This window comes from Bradyrhizobium retamae (assembly GCF_001440415.1).
GTDB classification, from domain to species: Bacteria; Pseudomonadota; Alphaproteobacteria; order Rhizobiales; family Xanthobacteraceae; genus Bradyrhizobium; species Bradyrhizobium retamae.
The window spans coordinates 325,424-344,357 of the sequence record NZ_LLYA01000001.1 but is presented as its reverse complement, the minus strand read 5'-3'; the positions used below and the strand labels follow the sequence as shown (position 1 = coordinate 344,357).

Genomic DNA, 18,934 nt, shown 5'->3' with positions numbered 1-18,934 from the left:
GGCCATGACCGTGAACAGTGACGGGCTATCTGCCCAACAAATCGCGCAGGCCGTCGCAGGCGGCAAGCTATCCGCACTAGACGCGACCGAAGCAGCGCTAGCGCGAATCGCTAAGTATGATTCCGTGCTGAACTCGTTTACCGACATCACCGCCAATCGCGCACGCGCGAAAGCCCGCGCGGCGGATGCCGCCATCGCCGCCGGTCAGAAGGTCGGACCGCTCGCTGGCGTGCCGTTCGCGGTGAAGAACCTGTTCGACGTGAAGGGTCTCGCCACCCGCGCCGGATCGAAGATCAACCGCGATCTCGCTCTGTCACCGCGCGACGCCACGCTGATCGAGCGCATGGAAGCGGCCGGTGCCGTGCTGGTCGGCGCGCTTAACATGGGTGAATACGCCTATGATTTCACCGGCGAGAATGTGCATGACGGCCCCTCGCGCAATCCGCACGATCCGACGCGGATGACCGGCGGCTCCTCCGGCGGCTCTGGCAGTGCGGTGGCCGGCGCTCTTGTCCCGATCGCCCTGGGATCCGATACCAACGGCTCGATCCGCGTGCCCTCATCTTTCTGCGGCGTCTTCGGCCTGAAGCCGACCTATGGCCGGCTGTCGCGCGCCCGCTCGTTTCCCTTTGTCGCAAGCCTCGATCATCTCGGTCCCTTGGCGCGTAATGTCGGCGATCTCGCGCTGGCCTATGATGCCATGCAGGGGCCGGATGCCGATGACGCAGCCTGCACGACGCGGCCGGTCGAACCGGTTGCGCCACTGTTGGCTCAGGGTATCGACGGCCTGCGGGTCGCGGTAGCCGGCGGGTATTTTCAGAAGAACGTCTTTCCGGAAGCGGTCGAGGCCGTGGCGCGCATCGCCAAGGCGTTGAACGCGACCAAGACGGTCGAAATTCCCGAGGCCGCGCGCGCCCGCGCCGCGGCTTACGTGATCACCACGACCGAAGGCGCGTCGCTGCATCTCGATCGCCTGCGCCAGCGTCCGAACGATTTCGATCCCGCGGTGCGAGACCGCCTGATTGCGGGCGCTATGGTCCCGGCGCCGCTGGTCGATCGCGCGCAGAAATTCCGCCGCTGGTATCGGGAAAGGGTGTTGGAGCTGTTCCAATCGGTGGACGTAATCATCGCACCGGCGACGCCCTGCATCGCGCCCAAGCTCGGCCAGGTAACCTTTACGCTCGACGGCGTCGAACTGCCGGTGCGCGCCAATATCGGCATCCACACCCAGCCGATTTCGTTCATCGGCCTTCCGGTGGTGGCGGTGCCGGTGCCGCTGGAGCCGATGCCGATCGGCGTGCAGATCATCGCCGCGCCGTGGCGGGAAGATATCGCCTTGCGGGTTGCGCATGCGCTGGAGCGGATGGGCGCCGTTGCGGCACCTGCGCCGAGAGGATTGTAAGCATGGAGATCGATCTTCCCGACGTGCTCGCCGAAATTACCGCGCAGTTCGAACGCTACGAAAAGGCACTGGTGTCGAACGACGTGGCGGTGCTGGACGAATTGTTCCGCGACGATCCCCGCACGCTGCGCTATGGCATCGGCGAAAATCTCTACGGCTACGACGCCATCATGGCGTTCCGCGCTGCGCGCTCGCCGGTCGGGCTGATGCGGCGGACCGACAAGACGGTGATCACGGCCTATGGCCGCGATACCGCGGTCGCCTCGACGCTGTTCTATCGCGACGGCGCACCCGGCAGGGTCGGGCGGCAGATGCAAACCTGGATACGGTTTCCCGAAGGTTGGAAGATCGTCGCGGCCCATGTCAGCATCATCGACGAGCCAAAATCTTCTGAGCAAACGTCTTCCAAGCAAATGGATCAAAAGGCATGAGTCTGGAAGATCTGCCGGAAGCCACGGTTCGCCGCGTCGATCGCCCTTCGTCGCAGCGGGACAAGGTCACGCGCGCGGAAGAACTGCGGCTGCAACTGGCCGACGAGATCGTGCGCGGCGTGCTGCCGCCGGGGTCGGCGCTCGACGAGACCGATATCGCCCGGCGCTTCGCCGTGTCGCGCACGCCGGTGCGCGAGGCCCTGCGCCAACTGGTGGCGAGCGGCCTGGTGGAGGCGCGAGCCCATCGCGGCGCGGTGGTGGCGCAGCCATCGCTGGACCGCCTGACCGAAATGTTCGAGGCGATGGCGGAGCTGGAAGCGTTGTGCGCGGGGCTCGCGGCCGAACGGATGCCGCCGGGGGACCGCCAGAAGCTGGAGGCGATCCATGAGGAATTGCGGGTGCTGAGCCATGCCGGCAATCCCGAACGCTTTCACGCGGTCAACGAGCGTTTCCACAATGCGATCTATGCCGGTTCGCAGAACAGCTACATCGCCGAGATGACGCTGGCCACAAGAGTACGCGTGCAGCCATTCCGCCGCGCCCAATTCCGCAATCTCGGGCGGCTGGCAAAGTCGCACGCCGAGCACGACCGCGTCGTGGTCGCGATCATGCGCGGCGACAAGAGCGGAGCGGCGGCCGCCATGCGCGCGCATATCGAGCTGGTGCGCGGGGAGTACGAGATTTACGCGGTGTCGGTATAGCCTCGTCGTACCCCGGACGCAGCGTTGCACACCGCACCGCGTCCGGGACACGAGGGCTACACCACCACCTTCTCCGCCATGAACGCGCGCCAGCCGCCATAGGCTGAAATATCGCGCGCGCCGTTGATGGCTGCGGGCTCGACCAGAAATCCCTTCACGTCTCTTCCGTCGGCGAGCCGGATCGTGCCGATGCCGAGCGGCGGCGGGATTGCGGCTACGAATTTGCCGAAGGCCGTCGCCGACAGTGCCCAAAGCTCGAGCTTGATCGAACTGCCTGCGCCTTGCTCCACGCGCAGCATGCCGGGTTTCGGCGGCACCGTGTCGAGCGCGTAGAGCTTGTAGTCCGGCACGGTCGTGGTCGCCTCGATCAGGCGTCCACCGAGCGCCTGCAGCTCGCCATTGAGCGCCATGCCAGAGAGATGCGCGCCGACCACTGCGAGGGTGATTTCATCGCCACTCGCGGCTGCCGGCAACGAAGCGAGCGGCGGCTGCATCAGCCCCTTGGCTCCCATCTTCAGTTGGGTATCGGCATGAAACACCCGCCCGATGCTGGCGAGCTGCGCGTCGCGTCCCGCGGGCGCCAGCAGCGTGATACCGAACGGAATGCCGTCCGCGCGCATCGCGGCCGGCAGCGCGAGGCCGCAGAGGTCGAGTAGGTTGACAAAATTGGTGTAAGTGCCGAGCCGGCTGTTGAGCTCGATCGGATTGGCCAGCACCTGCGCTGTCGAATAGGCGGTCGGCGCCGTCGGCAGCACCATCGCGTCGAAATGGGCAAAGCTGCGCTCGACTGTGCGCCGTAGCGCCTGCAGCCGATAGAGTGAGGCAAAGGTGTCAGCGGCGGTCAGCCGCGCGCCGGCGGCGGTGATTTCGCGGGTCACCGGATGAATCGAATCCGGCGAGGATGCCAGGAGGTCGCGGATGACAAGGTATCGCTCGGCGACCCACGGGCCTTCGTAAAGCAGCCGCGCGGTCTCATAAAAGGGTTCGAGGTCGAATTCGACCAGCGTGGCGCCGAGCGCCGTCCAGCGCTTGAGCGCCTCGCCATAGGCTTTCTCGGAAGCCGCGTCGCCAAAGAAGATCAATTGGCCATTGCGCGGCATGCCAAGCCGGAGTTTTTCGGGAAACGCGGACATCGGTCCCAGCGGCCGGTCGCGCGAAAACGGATCGACACTGTCGGCGCCCGCCATCGCCGCAAGCGCGGTCATTGCATCGTCGACGGTGAGCGAGAACACTGAAATGCAGTCCAGCGTGCGGCAGGCCGGGATGAGTCCGGCGTTGGAGATCAGCCCGAGACTCGGTTTGAGTCCTACGATGTTGTTGAGCATTGCCGGCACGCGGCCGCTGCCTGCGGTGTCGGTGCCGAGCGCCAGCGGCACCAGGCCGGCGGAAACCGCCACCGCCGATCCCGAACTCGATCCGCCCGGCACGAGATCGGCGCGGATCGGATTGACAGGAATACCGTAGGGCGAGCGGACGCCGACCAGGCCGGTCGCGAACTGGTCGAGATTGGTCTTGCCGATAACGATGGCGCCGGCTGCCCGCAGCTTTGCGACTGCCGTCGAGTCCTGCGCGGGCGCATAGGAAAAGGCCGGGCAGGCGGCCGTGGTCGCTAAGCCCAGCGCGTCGATATTGTCCTTCACTGCGACCGGAACGCCGAGCAGCGGAAGCAATGCCGCATCTTTCGAGGCCAGCGCTTCGGCCTCCGCCACCGCATCCTTCTCGTCCCGCAGGCTGATGAACACGGCGGGATCATTATGGTCGCGGATGCGCTGATAGCTGCGGGCGACGGTTTGCGCCGGAGTGATCGCGCCGGCGCGGTGCGCGGCGACGATGGCGGCAACGGTTTCAGGCGCATCGGACCCCATGGCAGCAAAACTCCAGCGAGCAAAAGGTTACCCCGACTGAAGCAAGCGATGTGCCATTGTGTACAATCGCTTAGGCGAGCCAATGGTCAAATATAGATTTGCAATTTCATGTACTTATGGGATCACTGCACATGCCATGGACGCCGGTCGTTACCGAAGGCTGCCTATAATTTAGGCGGCTCAGCCCAAGGCGCGGCGCCGGCCGCGATCAGGTGAAGTCCGAGAGTATCTGCAGCAGTTTCTTCCGGTTCTCCTTGCCGAGCTTCTCGGCCACATGACGCTCATGTTCGGCGGCAAGCCGCTTGAACTGCGCCAGCGCCGTTCGGCCGCGCGCGGTCAGGTGCAGCGCGTGGGAGCGCCGGTCAGCGGCGGATTTGACGCGACTGACGAGATCGCGCTGTTCAAGACTATCCAGGAGGTGCACAAGCCGGGCGCGCTCGATGCCAAGCCGTTTTGCAACGGCCATCTGGCTCAGCCCCGGGTTGGCGCCGATCACCGTCATCACGGAATACTGCGTGGGACGGATATCGACGGCGCCGAGCGTGCGAATGAAATCCTGGAAAACCCAGATCTGAAAGCGCCGCACCGCGTAGCCGGCGTGGCCCGCCAGCGCGTCGAGGCCGATTTCGCCGTTCATCAGATCGCTGTGCGCGTTGCCGTTTTCGCTTCGCGCGCGGCCGGGAAGCGGCCGAATACCAGCGCGTGATTTGGCACTTCTGGGTGCCGGACTGTTCCTCGCCATCATTCCCTTCTAGCGCTTCGCGGCGCCAAGTGGAAGATTGTTGTTGACGACAACAATTGTTGTGCTCAACACTTGGCGCCAAGCCAGCCCCTTCGAGGCGGCAGGAGGATGCCCATGACCATCGCCGCCATCAGCGGTGCCGATTCCCAAAATCTATTCGCGACGCCCGCGATCGTTGCCGATCGCCGGACCGATGGCAGCATCTTGGTGAGGTCGACCACGCCGCTGCGGTCGAGTGCGCGCTGTATCGGCGACTGGCTGGAGCATTGGGCGCGGCAGGCGCCGGACCGGATCTTTCTCGCCGATCGAGCCAGCGTTGATACGCCGTGGACCGCCGTCACCTACAAGGATGCGTTGAAGCAGGTGCGCTCGGCCGCCGCCTGGATCCTGGCGCAGGGGCTAAGCGCGGAGCGGCCATTGGTGATCCTGTCCGACAACAGCGTCGAGCACGCGCTATTCGCGCTCGCCGCCCAGCATGTCGGTGTGCCATCGGCCGCGATCTCGCCGGCCTATTCGCTGATGTCCAAGGATTTTGACAAGCTCAAGAGCATGATCTCGCTGCTCGGGCCCGGCGCGATCTATGTTTCCGGCACGAAACCATTCGCGGCGGCGCTGGCGGCGATCAAGCCGCTGCATTCGGCCACCATCGTTAGCGGCAGTGCGGACGCGGGCGACGCGATCTCCTTCCGCGCCATCACGGCAACGCCGGAAACGCCGGATGTCGAAAAGGCCTTTGCCGCGATTACGCCGGATACGATCGCAAAATTCCTGTTCACCTCGGGCTCGACCGGCACGCCGAAGGCCGTCATCAATACCCAGCGCATGCTGACCTCGAGCCAGCAGGCCAAGGCGCAGACCTGGACATTCCTCGAAGATATCGGCGAGGATCTCGTGATCCTCGACTGGCTGCCCTGGAGCCACACCTTCGGCGCCAACCACAATCTCAATCTGGTGCTGCGCAACGGCGGCACGCTCTATGTCGACGGCGGCAAGCCGGCGCCGGGGCTGTTCGCGACCTCGCTCGCCAATCTGCGAAGCGTGATGCCATCAGTTTATTTCAACGTGCCGCGCGGTTTTGACATGCTGATCGCGGCGCTGCGCAGCGACGACGAGTTGCGCAAAAAGTTCTTCAGCGAGGTGAAGTTCGCTTTCTACGCCGGCGCAGCCTTGCCGCAGAATCTCTGGGATGCGCTGGAAGAACTCTCGATCAAGACGGTTGGCCGTGCGCTGCCGATGGTGTCGGCCTGCGGCTCGACCGAAACCTCGCCGCTCGCCACCGATTGCCATTTCCAGGCGAAACGTTCCGGCAATATCGGCGTGCCGATCCCGGGCACCGAACTGAAGCTGGTGCCATCAGGCGACAAGCTCGAGGTGCGGGTGCGCGGTCCGAATGTCACGCCCGGTTACTGGAAGGCGGCGGAATTGACCGCGCAGGCCTTCGACGAAGAGGGTTTTTATCTCATCGGCGACGCCGTGACCTTTGCCGATCCGGCGCGTCCCGAACTTGGACTGTTCTTCGACGGCCGCGTCGCCGAGGACTTCAAGCTCAATTCGGGCACTTGGGTCAGCGTCGGCACGTTGCGCGTTGCAGGGATCGCTGCGCTCGCCCCGCTGGCGCAGGATATCGTGGTGACCGGCCATGGCGGCGACGAGGTTCGCTTCCTGGTGTTTCCGAATATCGCGGCTTGCCGTGCACATGCCGGCTTGCCCGACAGCGCCGACCTGAAAGACGTGATAGGCCACGACAAGGTTCGCGCAGCGATCGCGCAGGGGCTTGCGAACCTAAAGGCGCAAGCTGGCAATTCGTCCGGTCACGCAACGCGCGCGCTGCTGCTGGCCGAACCCGCGTCCGTCGACGGCGGCGAGATCACCGACAAGGGTTATATCAACCAGCGCGCGGTGCTGACGCGGCGCGCGAGCGCAGTGGCAACGCTGGATGACGATTCATCAACCGAATGGATCGGCTGCGCCGGCTGAAACGCCAGACCGTTTTCAAGCGAAGTGGGTTCGCGTCAAGAAAACGCGTCAAAGTAAGAATCTAGAGCCCTGTTCTGATTGAATCAGAACCGAAAGGGCTCTAGGCGCGTCGGGACGCCGCGTGCTTGTGCGCCTCGACCAGCCGCACCAGCATCTGGAGAAATGCCGTCTGCTCGCTCTTGCTGAGCGCGGAAAGCGTCTGGGCATTAAAGCTCTCGCCAAGCCGGCTGGCCTCGTCAGCGCGCCTCTCGCCCGCCACGCTGAGGCTGAGCTCGACCGCGCGCTTGTCCCGCGCGGATCGCTTCCGCTTCAAGACGCCGGCTTCCTCCATCCGTGACAGGATTTTCACGAGGTTGGGGAGCTGCATCTTCAACACGGCGGCGAGTTCGCTCTGCGTCACCGTCTTGTTGTCCCGCACCGTAACCAGGATGGCGTATTCGAGCGGCGAAAGGTTTAGGGACTCGAAATACGGATAGAACGCCTCGAAGTTCTCCAACTGCAGGATCCGGATCATGAATCCCGGGGTCTGCTGCAGCGCGGTGAGGTCGAGTTTTCGCGCCGAGTCCGGCTCGGCCGGTCTGGCCGCTCCGTTGCCCTTGCGTGTCGAAATCTTTCCGATTCTTTCCATGGGCAATAGCTCGCACGGCATCACCTGAATTGACAATCCTCAAAATGCTTATAAAATATAAGTAACTTCGAAGCGGTCGCGAAGGCCGCCTTTTCCATGCAGGAGGGAACGCATGCGACAGCTTTTTCGCACAGGAGTGCTCGTGGTCGCGCTCGGCGGAATATTTGCCGGCGCTCCCCAAGACCAAGCCCAGGCCCAAGCCCAGGACCGCGTCCGGATCGGCGTGCTCAACGACCAGTCGGGCGTGTTCTCGACCTACCAGGGCATCGGCTCGGTCATATCAGCGCAAATGGCGGTGGAGGACTATGGCGGCAAGGCTGCCGGCAAGGTGGTCGACGTCATCACCGCCGATCATCAGAACAAGACCGACGTCGGCGTTGGCATCGCGCGGCGCTGGTACGACACCGAAAGCATCGACGCCATCTTCGACTTGCCGAACTCGGCGATTGCGCTCGCGGTCGCCAATATGAGCGAGCAGAAGAACAAGGTTTTTATCGGCTCCGGCGCCGGCACCGCGCTGCTCACCGGCGAGAAATGCACGCCGAATACCGTGCACTGGACTTACGATACCTACGCCTATGGCCGGGGTCTCGGCAAAGCCGTGGTAGCCCAAGGCGGCAAGAAATGGTTCTTTCTGACCGCCGATTACGCCTTCGGCCACGACCTGGAGAAGCAGGCGATGGAAGGCGTCAAGGCCTCCGGCGGCGAAGTGCTCGGCGCCGTGCGCCATCCGCTCGGCACCGCCGACTATGCCTCGTTCCTGCTGCAGGCGCAGGCCTCGGGCGCCGACATCGTCGGCGTGGCGAATGCCGGTGACGACACCATCACGTCGATCAAGCAGGCGGCGGAGTTCGGGCTGACGCAAAAGCAGAAGTTGGTCGGATTGATTCTCGGCATGAACGGAATTCCTGCGCTCGGCCTGAAGGCGGCCCAGGGCGCGCAGATCATGAATCCGTTCTATTGGGATTTAAATGACGGCACACGCGCTTTTGCAAAACGGTTCGCCGAACGCCATCCGCAAAAGAATTATCCGAACGACATGCAGGCCGGCGTCTATGCTTCGGTGCTGCATTATCTGAAGGCCGTCGACAAGGTCGGCGGCGCCGCCGACGGCAAGGCCGTAGTGTCGGCGATGAAGGCGATGCCGACCGACGATCCGCTGTTCGGCAAGGGAACCATCCGCGCAGACGGGCGCAAGATTCATCCGCTGTTTCTGCTCGAGGTGAAGAAGCCTGACGAATCCACGTCGAAATGGGACCTGTTGAAGGTCGTCGCTACGATCCCGGGCGATCAGGCGTTTCGCCCCGAAAGCGACGGCAACTGCCCGCTGGTCAAGCGGTGACCTGACTGGCTGCGGCCGGCAGCAACCGGCCGCAGCCGAAAATCATCTTGGGCGTTTGCCATGTATGTTGCCGAGGCAACTAATTTGTGCGAGCCTGTTTTCAATAGGCGGTCGATCGCAGAGCACGGAGATTGCCGGGCCGCACAGGGAGAAACGGATGTTCGGGCGTGTCGGATCGTCACGACGCAATGCGATGTCGCATGCGCAGCGTGGTCGCCGCGGCGCAGCTAATAGGCGCCGCTCAACTCCGCGTATCGACTTCGCCCGCGCCCTTCACGGCGTCGAGATTGCCGTGCACCCGCAGCAGCAGCGCGATCAGGGTCTCCCGCTCCGGCTTGCTCAGGCAGGAGAGCAGGCGGCGCTCGCGTTCGAGCGCGACCGCGATGACCTGATCATGGGTGGCATAGCCCTTCGGGGTCAGCGAGATCGAATGGGTGCGCCCGTCCTCGCGGTCGGTCCTGATGCTGACCAGCCCGCGTTCCTCCATGCCGGCCAGCGTCCGGCTCACGGGTCCCTTGTCGAAGCCGATCACGTGGCAGATCCGCGCCGCCGAAATTTCCGGCTCGATCGCGAGCAGCGACAGTATCCGCCATTCCGTGACGTTGACCCCGAAGCGCTTCTGATAGACCACGGTCGCGCTGCGCGACAATTTGTTGGCAATGAAGGTGATGAGAGCCGGAACGTAACGGTCGAGGTCGAGCACCTGCTCGGCCCGTCCGGTCCTGCTTGCCGCGCCCGCACGGGGGGCGCGCGCCTGTCTGTTCCTGCTCATGCTTTTCCGACGCTGCTCCAGCGTTCCAGACATAGAGACAGCGCCCACCGCTCTGCAAGAACATTATGCAGGAGACCCACATGAGCGCGACATCCCGGATAGATTCTGCAACCCCGGAACGGAGTGCGCCGGCGGGCGTGCCCCATCTGGACGTGGACCCGTTCTCGACCGAGTTTTTCGAGGATCCGCACCGGATCCACGACGTCCTCCGCGAGGCCGGGCCGGTGGTATGGCTCGAGAAGTGGGGCGTCTATGGCGTCGCACGCTTTGCCGAGGTGCACGCCGTCCTCAACGACCCCCTGACCTTCTGTTCGAGCCGCGGCGTGGGCTTGAGCGATTTCGCCAAGGAAAAGCCGTGGCGACCGCAAAGCATCATCCTTGAAGCGGACCCGCCGGCGCATACCAGGACACGCTCTGTGCTCGCCCAAGTGCTGTCGCCGACCGCCATGAAGCAGGTCCGCGAGCATTTCACGGCGATGGCCGCGGCCAAAGTCGACGAACTGCTGACGCGCAGAAGTTTCGATGCGGTTGCCGATCTAGCAGAGGCCTATCCGCTCTCGGTATTTCCTGATGCGATGGGCCTGAAGCAGGAGGGCCGTGAGAATCTGCTGCCCTATGCGAGCCTGGTCTTCAACGCGTTCGGGCCGCCGAACCAGTTGCGCCAGGAGGCGATCGAGCGCTCCGCGCCACATCAGGCCTATGTCGCCGCGCAGTGCCAGCGCGAAAATCTTACGCCCGGCGGCTTCGGCGCCTGCATCCATGCGCGCGCCGACGCCGGCGACATCACGGCGGAAGAGGCGCCGCTGTTGGTGCGCTCGCTGCTTTCGGCCGGGCTCGATACCACCGTCAACGGCATCGGCGCCGCGATGTACTGCCTGGCGCGCTTCCCCGATCAGCTTGCGTTGCTGCGCAGCGATCCGACGCTGGCGCGCAACGCATTCGAGGAAGCGATCCGGTTCGAAAGCCCGGTGCAGACCTTTTTCCGCACCACGACGCGGGAGGTCGAACTCGCCGGTTATCGCATCGGCGAAGGCGAAAAGGTTCTGATGTTCCTCGGCGCCGCCAACCGCGATCCGCGGCGATGGGAAAATCCTGACCGCTACGACGTCACCCGCCGCACGTCGGGGCATGTCGGCTTTGGCTCGGGCATCCATATGTGCGTCGGCCAGCTTGTCGCGCGCCTCGAAGGCGAGGTGATGCTGGCGGCGATCGCGCGCAAGGTCGCAAGTATCGAGATATCAGGTCCGGTGAAGCGCCGCTACAACAACACGCTGCGCGGCCTCGAAAGTCTCCCCATCACCATTTCTCCGGCCTGACGGACCGCGCCCATGCCGAGCATCACGTTTGTTCACCCTGACGGCCGGCCGCAGCGCATCGACGCCCGCGACGGCGAAAGCGCAATGCAGGCGGCGACGCGCCACGATGTCGGTGGAATTCTGGCCGAATGCGGCGGCAACGCGATGTGCGCCACCTGCCACGTCTATGTCGACGAGGGCTGGCTCGCCCGCCTGCCGGCCATGGGCGGCGACGAGGACGCACTGCTGGACGGCGCCGCGGCCGAACGGCGGGCCAACAGCCGGCTGTCCTGCCAGATCAAGTTGGCTACCGACCTCGATGGCTTGGTTCTCAATCTGCCGGACCGGCAATTGTGACGGCCTAATCACCTGAACTGAAGTCAAATCCGGCGAAGTCCGGGTACGCTCAAGATCAAATTCGAAAGGGAGAGAACAATGAGGGGTTTAAGATTAGGTCTCGCGCTTGCCTTGTCTTGCGTGGCGTCAGGCGCGGCGCGCGCGGAAATTTCCGACAATGTCGTGCGCATCGGCGTGCTGAACGACATTTCCGGTATCTTCCAGGACACCAACGGCATGGGTTCCGTGGAAGCCGCGCGCATGGCGGCGGAGGATTTCAACGGCGGCGGCAGGGGTATCAAGGTCGAGATCGTCTATGCCGATCACCAGAACAAGGCCGACGTCGGTTCGGCGATCGTTCGCAAATGGCTCGACGTCGATGGCGTCGATGCCGTGGTCGACGTGCCGAATTCCGCCGTTGGGCTCACCATCAACTCACTGCTGCGCGATAGCCGCATGACGTTCCTGGCGTCGTCGACGGCGAGCTCCGACCTGACCGGCAAGGCCTGCTCGCCCAACACCATCCAGTGGGTCAATGACGCCTGGGCGACCGGCAACTCGACCGCGGCGGCGATGATGGCGCGCGGCGGCAAGGAATGGTACTTCATCACGGTGAATTTTGCGCTCGGCCAGGGCATCGAGGCCGAGGCCACCAACTACATCGAAAAGCATGGCGGCAAGGTGCTGGGCTCGGCCAAGCATCCGCTCAACACGCCGGACTTTGCCTCGCTTCTGCTGCAGGCGCAGAATTCCAAGGCGAAGGTCATCGGCCTCGCCAATGCCGGCGGCGACACTGTCAATGCGGTGAAGCAGGCGGCCGAGTTCGGGCTTCAGCAAAGCGGACAGACGATGGTGGCGTTCCTGCTGTTCATCAACGACGTCCATGGCATGGGGCTGAAGGTAGGCCAGGGCCTGCAATTGTTCGAGGCGTTTTACTGGGACATGGATGAAAACACCCGCGCGTTTGCAAAGCGCTTCGCAGCGCGGCCGGGCGTGAACGGCAAGATGCCAAGCGGCAATCAGGCCGGCGTCTATGCCTCGACGCTCGCCTATCTCAACGCGGTGGCCGCGACCGGCAGCGACCATGCCAAGGATGCGGTGCCTGAGATGAAGAAGTTCAAGGGCAAGGACAAGCTGTTCGGCGATGTCACCATCCGCCAGGACGGCCGCGTCATCCACCCGATGTACCTGTTCGAGGTGAAGAAGCCGGAAGAATCGAAATACCAGTACGACTACTACAAGCTGGTCTCGACGATTCCGGCCGACCAGGCTTTCCGCCCGCTCGCCGACGGCGGCTGCTCGCTGGTGAAATGAAAGTCACCGCTGCCCTCCCTCTCCCGCGTGCGGAGGAGGCATAGGCGGCCTGTGGCCGCCGTTCTTTAGAAGAACGCCGATGGCGGAGCATCGGCTATGGGTGGGGGTATCGCCGCATAGTGGATGTCAACGCATAGGCAGGCGGCGCCGATTTTATTCGATTGACGCCCGTGCCGAGCGAGCCATTGTAAGCCCGACGACCGGCAAAAAGCGCGGCGACAGCGGAGGGGGAAGGATGCAACGTCTCAGATTCCAAATGATCCAATTGGCTTTGCTGATCGCTGCGACCTCGCTCTTTGCCGCAGACGCGACGGCCGCAAAGATGGTCGGCGATCCCGCCGCGACCTGCAGCGACCTGATCCGGCCGGTCGACAATGCCGTGCGAATCGATTCTGCGACCATGGTCGCGCCGTCGCCGCTCGCCGTCGCCGAAAGAGCACCGACGCCGGCGGCGCGCGTCACGCCGGCCAATCCGGAATTCTGCAAGGTCCTCGGCCAGATCGCGCCGGCCGATCCCAAGGCGCCGCCGATCAAATTTCAGGTGAATCTTCCGGTCGAGTGGAACGGCCGCTCGCTGCAATATGGTGGCGGCGGTTTCAACGGCGTGCTGATTACCGGGCTTGCCTTGCCGCCGGCGTATCCATTCGGCGCGCCGTCGCCACTGGCGCGCGGGTTCGTCACCTATGGCACCGATTCCGGCCACGAGACCAAGCCGGGCGAGCCGCCGCAGACGTTTGCGCTCAATGACGAGGCCTTTGAGAATTTCGCCCATCTTTCCTACAAGCGCGTGCGCGACGCCGCGGTTGCCCTGATGCTGCGCGCCTACGGCAACCCGCCGGCCAAACTGTATTTCATGGGATCGTCGGAAGGCGGCCGCGAGGGGCTGACGATGGCGCAGCGCTATCCGGACGATTTTGACGGCATCTTTGCCCGCGTGCCCGTTATCAACTGGGTCGGATTGCAGCATGCCGGGACGCGGTCGGGGCTTGCAACGATGGGTGAGGGCTGGATCCGTCCCGCGCAGGTCGAGCTCGTGGCCAAGGCGGTGCTTGCTGCCTGCGACAAGGCGGACGGCGCCGAGGATTCGCTGGTGCTGGATCCGGTTGGCTGCAAGGCGAAATTCCAGCCGGAGTCGGTGCGCTGCGCGGCGGGGCAGAGCGGCGACCAGTGCCTGACGGAAGCGCAGATCGCGGCGATCAGGACGCTGCATTCGACGTACAAGTTCTCGTTCCCGCTGGAGAACGGCCTCGACGATTATCCGGGCTGGGGCGTTTCCGGCGAAAACATTCCTGCGTTCGGTCCGACCGGCGGCTGGGTCGCCTGGTGGCTCGGCAAGGCGGCGCCGGCGCAGCCGCCGCTGCCTCAGAACGGCATCGCCTGGATCTACGGCGCGGGCGGCATTCAATATGTCTTCGCGCGCGATCCGAAGCTCGACGTCACGACCTACAGGCCCGAGGATCACAGGGAGCGCCTGCTGCAGGTATCGCGGCTGATGGATTCAACCAATCCGGATCTGAGCCGCTTTGCCGCGCGCGGCGGCAAGCTCGTGATTCTCGAGAACATGGCCGACTACGCCCAGAGTCCTTACGCAGGGATACGCTACTTCGAGAACGTTCAGCGCACCCTGGGCCGCGATAAGACGGCGGCGTTCGCCCGCCTCTACACGGCGCCTGGTGTCGACCATGTCGGCTCCGGCGCACCCGCCAATGTCGACATGCTGACGGTGCTCGTCGACTGGGTCGAGAACGGCAAGGCGCCCGGCGATCTCGAGGTAATCGAGCAGAAGGTCGAAGCGCCGGCGTTCGAGACCACGCGCGCGCTGCCATTGTGCCAATGGCCGGCATGGCCGCATTACAAATCGGGGCCGATGAACCGCGCCGCCAGTTTTGCCTGCGCGCCGTGAGACCCTATCCCGTGACCTTGCTCGAGCCCTGCGTAATCAGCCGCGCGGCGCGCTGGTCGCGGGCGTGAATCCACAGCCAACTCAAGGCAACGCTGAGCCGGTTGCGCAGGCCGATCAGGAAGTAGATGTGGGCGATGCCCCATATCCACCATGCGAGATTGCCGCGCAGCTTGATGCGGCCGAAATCGATCACGGCCTTCTTTTTGCCAATCTGCGCGAGACTGCCGGCATGCTTGTAGCGGAACGGCGGCAGCGTACCGCCGGAGAGGCGCGCCTTGATCAACGCCGCCACATAGCGCCCCTGCTGCTTGGCCGCCGGCGCGATGCCGGGCACGAGATTGCCGTCGGGGCCCGCGATCGTCACGGTATCGCCGATGGCAAAGACATCGGGATGGCCGGGCACGGTCAGATCGGGCTCGACCTTCAGGCGGTAGGCGCGGTCGGCGGGCGCCTTCATCCACTCCGCCGCGCGCGAGGCGCGCACGCCCGCCGCCCAGACGATGGTCCTGGCCTCCAGCTTGTTGCCGCCATAGACGACGCCGTCGATCGCACATTCGGTGACGGGCTGCCCCAACGCCACTTCGACGCCGAGTTCCTCCAGCGCGCGCTGCGCGTAGGAAGAGAGGTCTTCGGGAAAGCCCGCGAGCACGCGCGGGCCGGCCTCGATCAGGAGAACGCGGGTCTTGCGGGTGTCGATGTTGCGAAAGTCCGGCGGCAGCGTGTCCTTGGCGAGGTCGGCGATTGTTCCGGCCATTTCGACGCCGGTCGGGCCGGCGCCGATAATGACGAAGGTCAGTAGCGCCGCGCGGCGCGCCGGGTCGGTCTCGCGCTCGGCGCGCTCGAAGGCGACGAGGATGCGCCGCCGCAGCGTCGTGGCATCCTCCAGCGTCTTCAGGCCCGGTGCGAACGGCTCCCATTCATCGTGGCCGAAATAGGCATGGCGGGCGCCGGTGGCGAGGATCAGCGTGTCGTAGGAAATCGTGTCGCCGTCCTCGAGCAGCACGCGCTTCCCCTCGGCATCGACGCCATTCACATTGGCAAACAGCGTCGTCACTTCGGGACGGTTGCGCAAGAGATAGCGGATCGGCCAGGCGATTTCCGACGTCGCCAGCGAAGCGGTCGCGACCTGGTAGAGCAGCGGCTGGAACAGATGATGGTTGCGGCGGTCGATCAGCGTGATCCGGACCGGCGCTCCGGCGAGGGCAAAGGCGGTCTCCAGACCGCCGAAACCGGCGCCGACGATCACGACGTGATGGGGTTCTTTCGGCACTGTCGTCATGGAACACGACCCCGGTTTCAGATGGCTCAACGCATTGGATTATGTAGCCATTTTCGCCCGCGGTCCAAACGCCTTTGCTAATCGGCCGATAGCGAAAGTGCATCGCGGCAGGCGAAAAGATTTTTCTCGGGGCCGCATCCTTTGCCCGTTCCGAAACGTCCTTGGGGTCGAGATGGCCGCATAATGAGGAGAAAGCCATGAGACGGACCGTGATCAGGTACAAAACCAAGCCGGAAATGAGCGACAGGAACGCCGAATTGGTGGCTGCGGTGTTCGCCGAATTGCAGGCGGCAGCCGGAGGGCTTTCGCTATCTGTCGCTGCGGCTGGAGGATGATACGTTCATCCATTTCGTCGAGTCCGCAGCCGATGACGGCTCCAGCGCCTTGCCGAAACTGGCGGCGTTTCGGGCGTTCCAGAACGGTATTCGCGAGCGTTGCGCCGAACCACCGCTGCCGAAAGGCGTGACCATCGTCGGCAATTATCGCATGTTGCGCGAGACCGAGAACGCGCTTGCCGGAGCCTGAATGACAGTGGATCCCGAGACATCCGCCGCGTTCGACATCGAGCGCCTGCTGGCGGCGATGCGCCCAAAGCTGCATCGCTATTGCGCGCGCATGGTGGGCTCCGTCATCGACGGCGAGGACGTGCTGCAGGATGCCATGATCAAGGCGGTGGAGGCGCATGCCTCCGCCGGCACGCTCGACAATCCCGAAGGCTGGCTGTTCCGCGTTGCGCACAACACCGCGTTGGATTTTCTGCGCCAGCGCAAGCGCCAGGAAGCGTTCCGGGGACCAGCGGAGGTGGACATGATCGTTGACCAGCTCGATGCCGTGGCGAGCCGCCAGATCGCCGCGACCTCCTTGCGCACCTTTATGCGGTTGCCGGTGCCGCAGCGTGCGAGCGTGATCCTGATGGACGTGCTCGGCTGCTCGCTGAAGGAAATCTGCGAAGTCATGGATTGCAGCCTGCCCGCGGCCAAGGCCGCGCTGCATCGCGGCCGCGCGCAGTTGCGTGAGATTGCCGACGAGCCGGACGACGCGCCGCAGCAAAAACTATCCGACGCCGATCGCGAGCGGCTCGGCGCTTATGTCGCGCATTTCAACGCGCGCGATTTCGATGCCATCCGCGCCATGATCTCGGACGATGTCAGGCTCGATCTCGTCAGCAGAACCCACTTGCGTGGCAAAGCCGAAGTGTCCCGCTATTTCGGCAACTATGACAAAGTGAGCGACTGGCGCCTGGTGGAGGGCATGGTGGAGGGGCGTCCCGCCATCCTGGTGTTCGATCCCAACGAAGGCGATGCAAAGCCGAAATATTTCGTGCTGCTGGGCTGGTCGGCCGGCAAGGTCGCGACCATCAGGGATTTCCGCCACGCGCCTTACGTCATCAAGGACGCTGAATACCTGATCTGAACGAGCGCTCCCGGAAGGTGCGCCATGATGCTCGTCACGGCGCGCCGCCCGGCTGCAGCAGTCGACCCATCAGGCTTGCCTGGCCCCCAAAACCCGCGACAATTGTTGCCAGGGCAACCGGCATTATATTTCTTGCCATCCCCGCCATCCGCGAATTATGGTGCAGGTGGCTTAAGCATGCGCCGAAGGTTCTAGCCGGAGCCTTGGGTTCATGCTTGCCGCTGACCGGCGATTTCGCGCACAAAATACCTCACAGATAAGAGGCGCGCGGAGCAAGCGTTGCCGGTAGCCCGGTTGACCGGGTTTGGCGTGATAAACAGGAGGGGAGTGATTATGAAAAAGGCATTCTGGCTGGCGGGCGCAACAATTCTGGCGCTGGCGCAGCCCGCGCTCGCTGGCGACACCATCAAAATCGGCTTTGTTTCGACCTTCAGCGGCCCGACCGCTGTGATCGGCAACGATATGCGCAACTCGTTCGAGCTGGCGCTCGACCATCTCGGCCGCAAGATGGGCGGCAAGCCGGTCGAGGTGCTCTACGAGGACGACGGCCAGAAGCCCGACGTCGGCAAGCAGAAGACCGAGAAGCTGATCCAGTCCGACAAGGTCGACTTCATTGTCGGCTACATCTGGTCGAACGTGCTGCTGGCGTCGCTGAAGACCGCGGTCGATTCCAAAACCTTCCTGATCACGTCCAATGCCGGCCCCTCGCAGCTCGCCGGCGAACTCTGCTCGCCTTACGTGTTCTCGACCTCCTGGCAGAACGACCAGACCCCGCAGGCGGTCGGCACCTACATGAACCAGAAGGGCGTGAAGTCAGTATTCCTGATCGGCCCGAACTATGCCGCCGGCAAGGACATGCTGGCCGGCGTCAAGAGCACGTTCAAGGGCCAGGTCGTGGGTGAGGAATATACGGTGTGGCCGAGCCAGCTCGACTTCTCCGCCGAGCTCACCAAGGCAAAGAATTCCAAGGCCGAGTCGATATTCGTGTTCTATCCGGGCGCGGCCGGTGTCCAGTTCCTCAATCAATACGCCCAGGCGGGCCTCAAGGGGCAGATCCCGCTCTATACTGCGTTTACCATCGACGAATTGTCGCTGCCGCTGCAGAAGGACAATGCAATCGGGGTGCCCGGCGCGCAGCAATGGGTCAACGATTTGCCGTTCCCCGAGAACAAGAAGTTCGTCGAGGACTACCGGAAGAAGTACACCGGCCTGCGCCCGACGTTCTACGGCGCGCAGTCCTATGACGCCGCGAACCTGATCAACAGTGCGGTGGTCGCGGTGAAGGGCGATACGTCGAAGAAGGACGAGATGAAGGCCGAGATGGAGAAGGCCAACTTCAAGTCCGTGCGCGGCCCGTTCAAATACGGCAACAACCACATTCCGATCCAGAATTTCTACCTGCAGGACGTGGTCAAGGACGCCGACGGCCAGCTCTCGTTGAAGACGGTGGCGACCATCGTCAAGGACGACCAGGATCGCTTCCACGACAAATGTCCGATGAAGAAGTGATTGTTGGCATGACCGGTGCATGATC

18 protein-coding genes are annotated in these 18,934 nt (G+C 63.9%); 13 read left to right on the top strand and 5 right to left on the bottom strand.

Annotated elements, in window-relative coordinates; translation table 11 throughout:
* Positions 1-4: 4 nt before the first annotated feature.
* Genes CQ13_RS01600 through CQ13_RS01590 form a run of 3 tightly spaced genes read left to right on the top strand, consistent with a single transcriptional unit; the run spans position 5 to position 2,534 of the window.
* Positions 5-1,402 carry an AtzE family amidohydrolase gene (locus CQ13_RS01600; protein ID WP_057841253.1) on the top strand — a complete coding sequence of 466 codons (1,398 nt, stop codon included), beginning with the start codon at positions 5-7 and terminating at the stop codon, positions 1,400-1,402.
* Between the two features lie 2 nt (positions 1,403-1,404).
* Entirely contained in the window at positions 1,405-1,833 is a 429-nt protein-coding gene (hpxZ, locus tag CQ13_RS01595) for an oxalurate catabolism protein HpxZ (protein WP_057841252.1), read from the top strand.
* Complete coding sequence (locus CQ13_RS01590; RefSeq protein WP_057841251.1) at positions 1,830-2,534, top strand: GntR family transcriptional regulator; 705 nt, start codon at positions 1,830-1,832, stop codon at positions 2,532-2,534. Before hpxZ ends, CQ13_RS01590 begins: the two co-directional genes overlap by 4 nt.
* A gap of 56 nt (positions 2,535-2,590) precedes the next feature.
* Here CQ13_RS01590 and atzF read toward each other — a convergent pair whose 3' ends face one another.
* Entirely contained in the window at positions 2,591-4,399 is a 1,809-nt protein-coding gene (gene atzF / locus CQ13_RS01585; RefSeq protein WP_057841250.1) for an allophanate hydrolase, read from the bottom strand.
* A 208-nt stretch (positions 4,400-4,607) separates the two neighbouring features.
* A complete protein-coding gene (locus CQ13_RS01580) occupies positions 4,608-5,036 on the bottom strand; it encodes a MarR family winged helix-turn-helix transcriptional regulator (RefSeq protein WP_156433432.1) in 429 nt (142 codons plus the stop codon).
* A gap of 219 nt (positions 5,037-5,255) precedes the next feature.
* Here CQ13_RS01580 and CQ13_RS01575 point away from each other — a divergent pair, with 219 nt between their 5' ends.
* On the top strand, positions 5,256-7,118 hold the full coding sequence (locus CQ13_RS01575; protein WP_057841419.1) for a feruloyl-CoA synthase: 1,863 nt from the start codon (positions 5,256-5,258) through the stop codon (positions 7,116-7,118).
* 100 nt (positions 7,119-7,218) lie between these two features.
* Here CQ13_RS01575 and CQ13_RS01570 read toward each other — a convergent pair whose 3' ends face one another.
* Positions 7,219-7,746 (bottom strand): MarR family winged helix-turn-helix transcriptional regulator, encoded by a 528-nt coding sequence (locus tag CQ13_RS01570; RefSeq protein ID WP_057841249.1) that lies wholly within the window; start codon positions 7,744-7,746, stop codon positions 7,219-7,221.
* A gap of 112 nt (positions 7,747-7,858) precedes the next feature.
* Here CQ13_RS01570 and CQ13_RS01565 point away from each other — a divergent pair, with 112 nt between their 5' ends.
* Complete coding sequence (locus CQ13_RS01565; RefSeq protein ID WP_082637256.1) at positions 7,859-9,088, top strand: ABC transporter substrate-binding protein; 1,230 nt, start codon at positions 7,859-7,861, stop codon at positions 9,086-9,088.
* Positions 9,089-9,329: 241 nt separating this feature from the next.
* On the opposite strand, the gene CQ13_RS01560 is transcribed toward CQ13_RS01565, so the two are convergent.
* Positions 9,330-9,860 carry a MarR family winged helix-turn-helix transcriptional regulator gene (locus tag CQ13_RS01560; protein WP_057841248.1) on the bottom strand — a complete coding sequence of 177 codons (531 nt, stop codon included), beginning with the start codon at positions 9,858-9,860 and terminating at the stop codon, positions 9,330-9,332.
* An 80-nt stretch (positions 9,861-9,940) separates the two neighbouring features.
* On the opposite strand from CQ13_RS01560, the gene CQ13_RS01555 reads away from it, so the two are divergent.
* The 4 genes from CQ13_RS01555 to CQ13_RS01540 all read left to right on the top strand — a co-directional run bounded on the left by CQ13_RS01555 (position 9,941) and on the right by CQ13_RS01540 (position 14,708).
* Positions 9,941-11,176 carry a cytochrome P450 gene (locus CQ13_RS01555; RefSeq protein ID WP_057841417.1) on the top strand — a complete coding sequence of 412 codons (1,236 nt, stop codon included), beginning with the start codon at positions 9,941-9,943 and terminating at the stop codon, positions 11,174-11,176.
* Between the two features lie 12 nt (positions 11,177-11,188).
* On the top strand, positions 11,189-11,512 hold the full coding sequence (locus CQ13_RS01550) for a 2Fe-2S iron-sulfur cluster-binding protein (protein ID WP_057841247.1): 324 nt from the start codon (positions 11,189-11,191) through the stop codon (positions 11,510-11,512).
* 78 nt (positions 11,513-11,590) lie between these two features.
* A complete protein-coding gene (locus CQ13_RS01545) occupies positions 11,591-12,805 on the top strand; it encodes an ABC transporter substrate-binding protein (RefSeq protein ID WP_057841246.1) in 1,215 nt (404 codons plus the stop codon).
* Positions 12,806-13,127: 322 nt separating this feature from the next.
* Positions 13,128-14,708, top strand: coding sequence for a tannase/feruloyl esterase family alpha/beta hydrolase (locus CQ13_RS01540; RefSeq protein WP_430649647.1), 1,581 nt, complete (start codon positions 13,128-13,130; stop codon positions 14,706-14,708).
* A gap of 4 nt (positions 14,709-14,712) precedes the next feature.
* Here CQ13_RS01540 and CQ13_RS01535 read toward each other — a convergent pair whose 3' ends face one another.
* Complete coding sequence (locus tag CQ13_RS01535) at positions 14,713-15,987, bottom strand: NAD(P)/FAD-dependent oxidoreductase (protein WP_057841244.1); 1,275 nt, start codon at positions 15,985-15,987, stop codon at positions 14,713-14,715.
* 197 nt (positions 15,988-16,184) lie between these two features.
* On the opposite strand from CQ13_RS01535, the gene CQ13_RS46950 reads away from it, so the two are divergent.
* The 4 genes from CQ13_RS46950 (at position 16,185) to CQ13_RS01520 (ending at position 18,909) form a co-directional block, all read left to right on the top strand.
* Positions 16,185-16,322, top strand: coding sequence for a hypothetical protein (locus CQ13_RS46950; RefSeq protein WP_430649642.1), 138 nt, complete (start codon positions 16,185-16,187; stop codon positions 16,320-16,322).
* Positions 16,323-16,371: 49 nt separating this feature from the next.
* Positions 16,372-16,512 (top strand): hypothetical protein, encoded by a 141-nt coding sequence (locus CQ13_RS46945; protein ID WP_430649641.1) that lies wholly within the window; start codon positions 16,372-16,374, stop codon positions 16,510-16,512.
* Positions 16,513-17,400 (top strand): sigma-70 family RNA polymerase sigma factor, encoded by an 888-nt coding sequence (locus CQ13_RS01525; RefSeq protein ID WP_156433430.1) that lies wholly within the window; start codon positions 16,513-16,515, stop codon positions 17,398-17,400.
* A 333-nt stretch (positions 17,401-17,733) separates the two neighbouring features.
* On the top strand, positions 17,734-18,909 hold the full coding sequence (locus tag CQ13_RS01520) for an ABC transporter substrate-binding protein (RefSeq protein ID WP_057841243.1): 1,176 nt from the start codon (positions 17,734-17,736) through the stop codon (positions 18,907-18,909).
* Positions 18,910-18,934 lie beyond the last annotated feature (25 nt).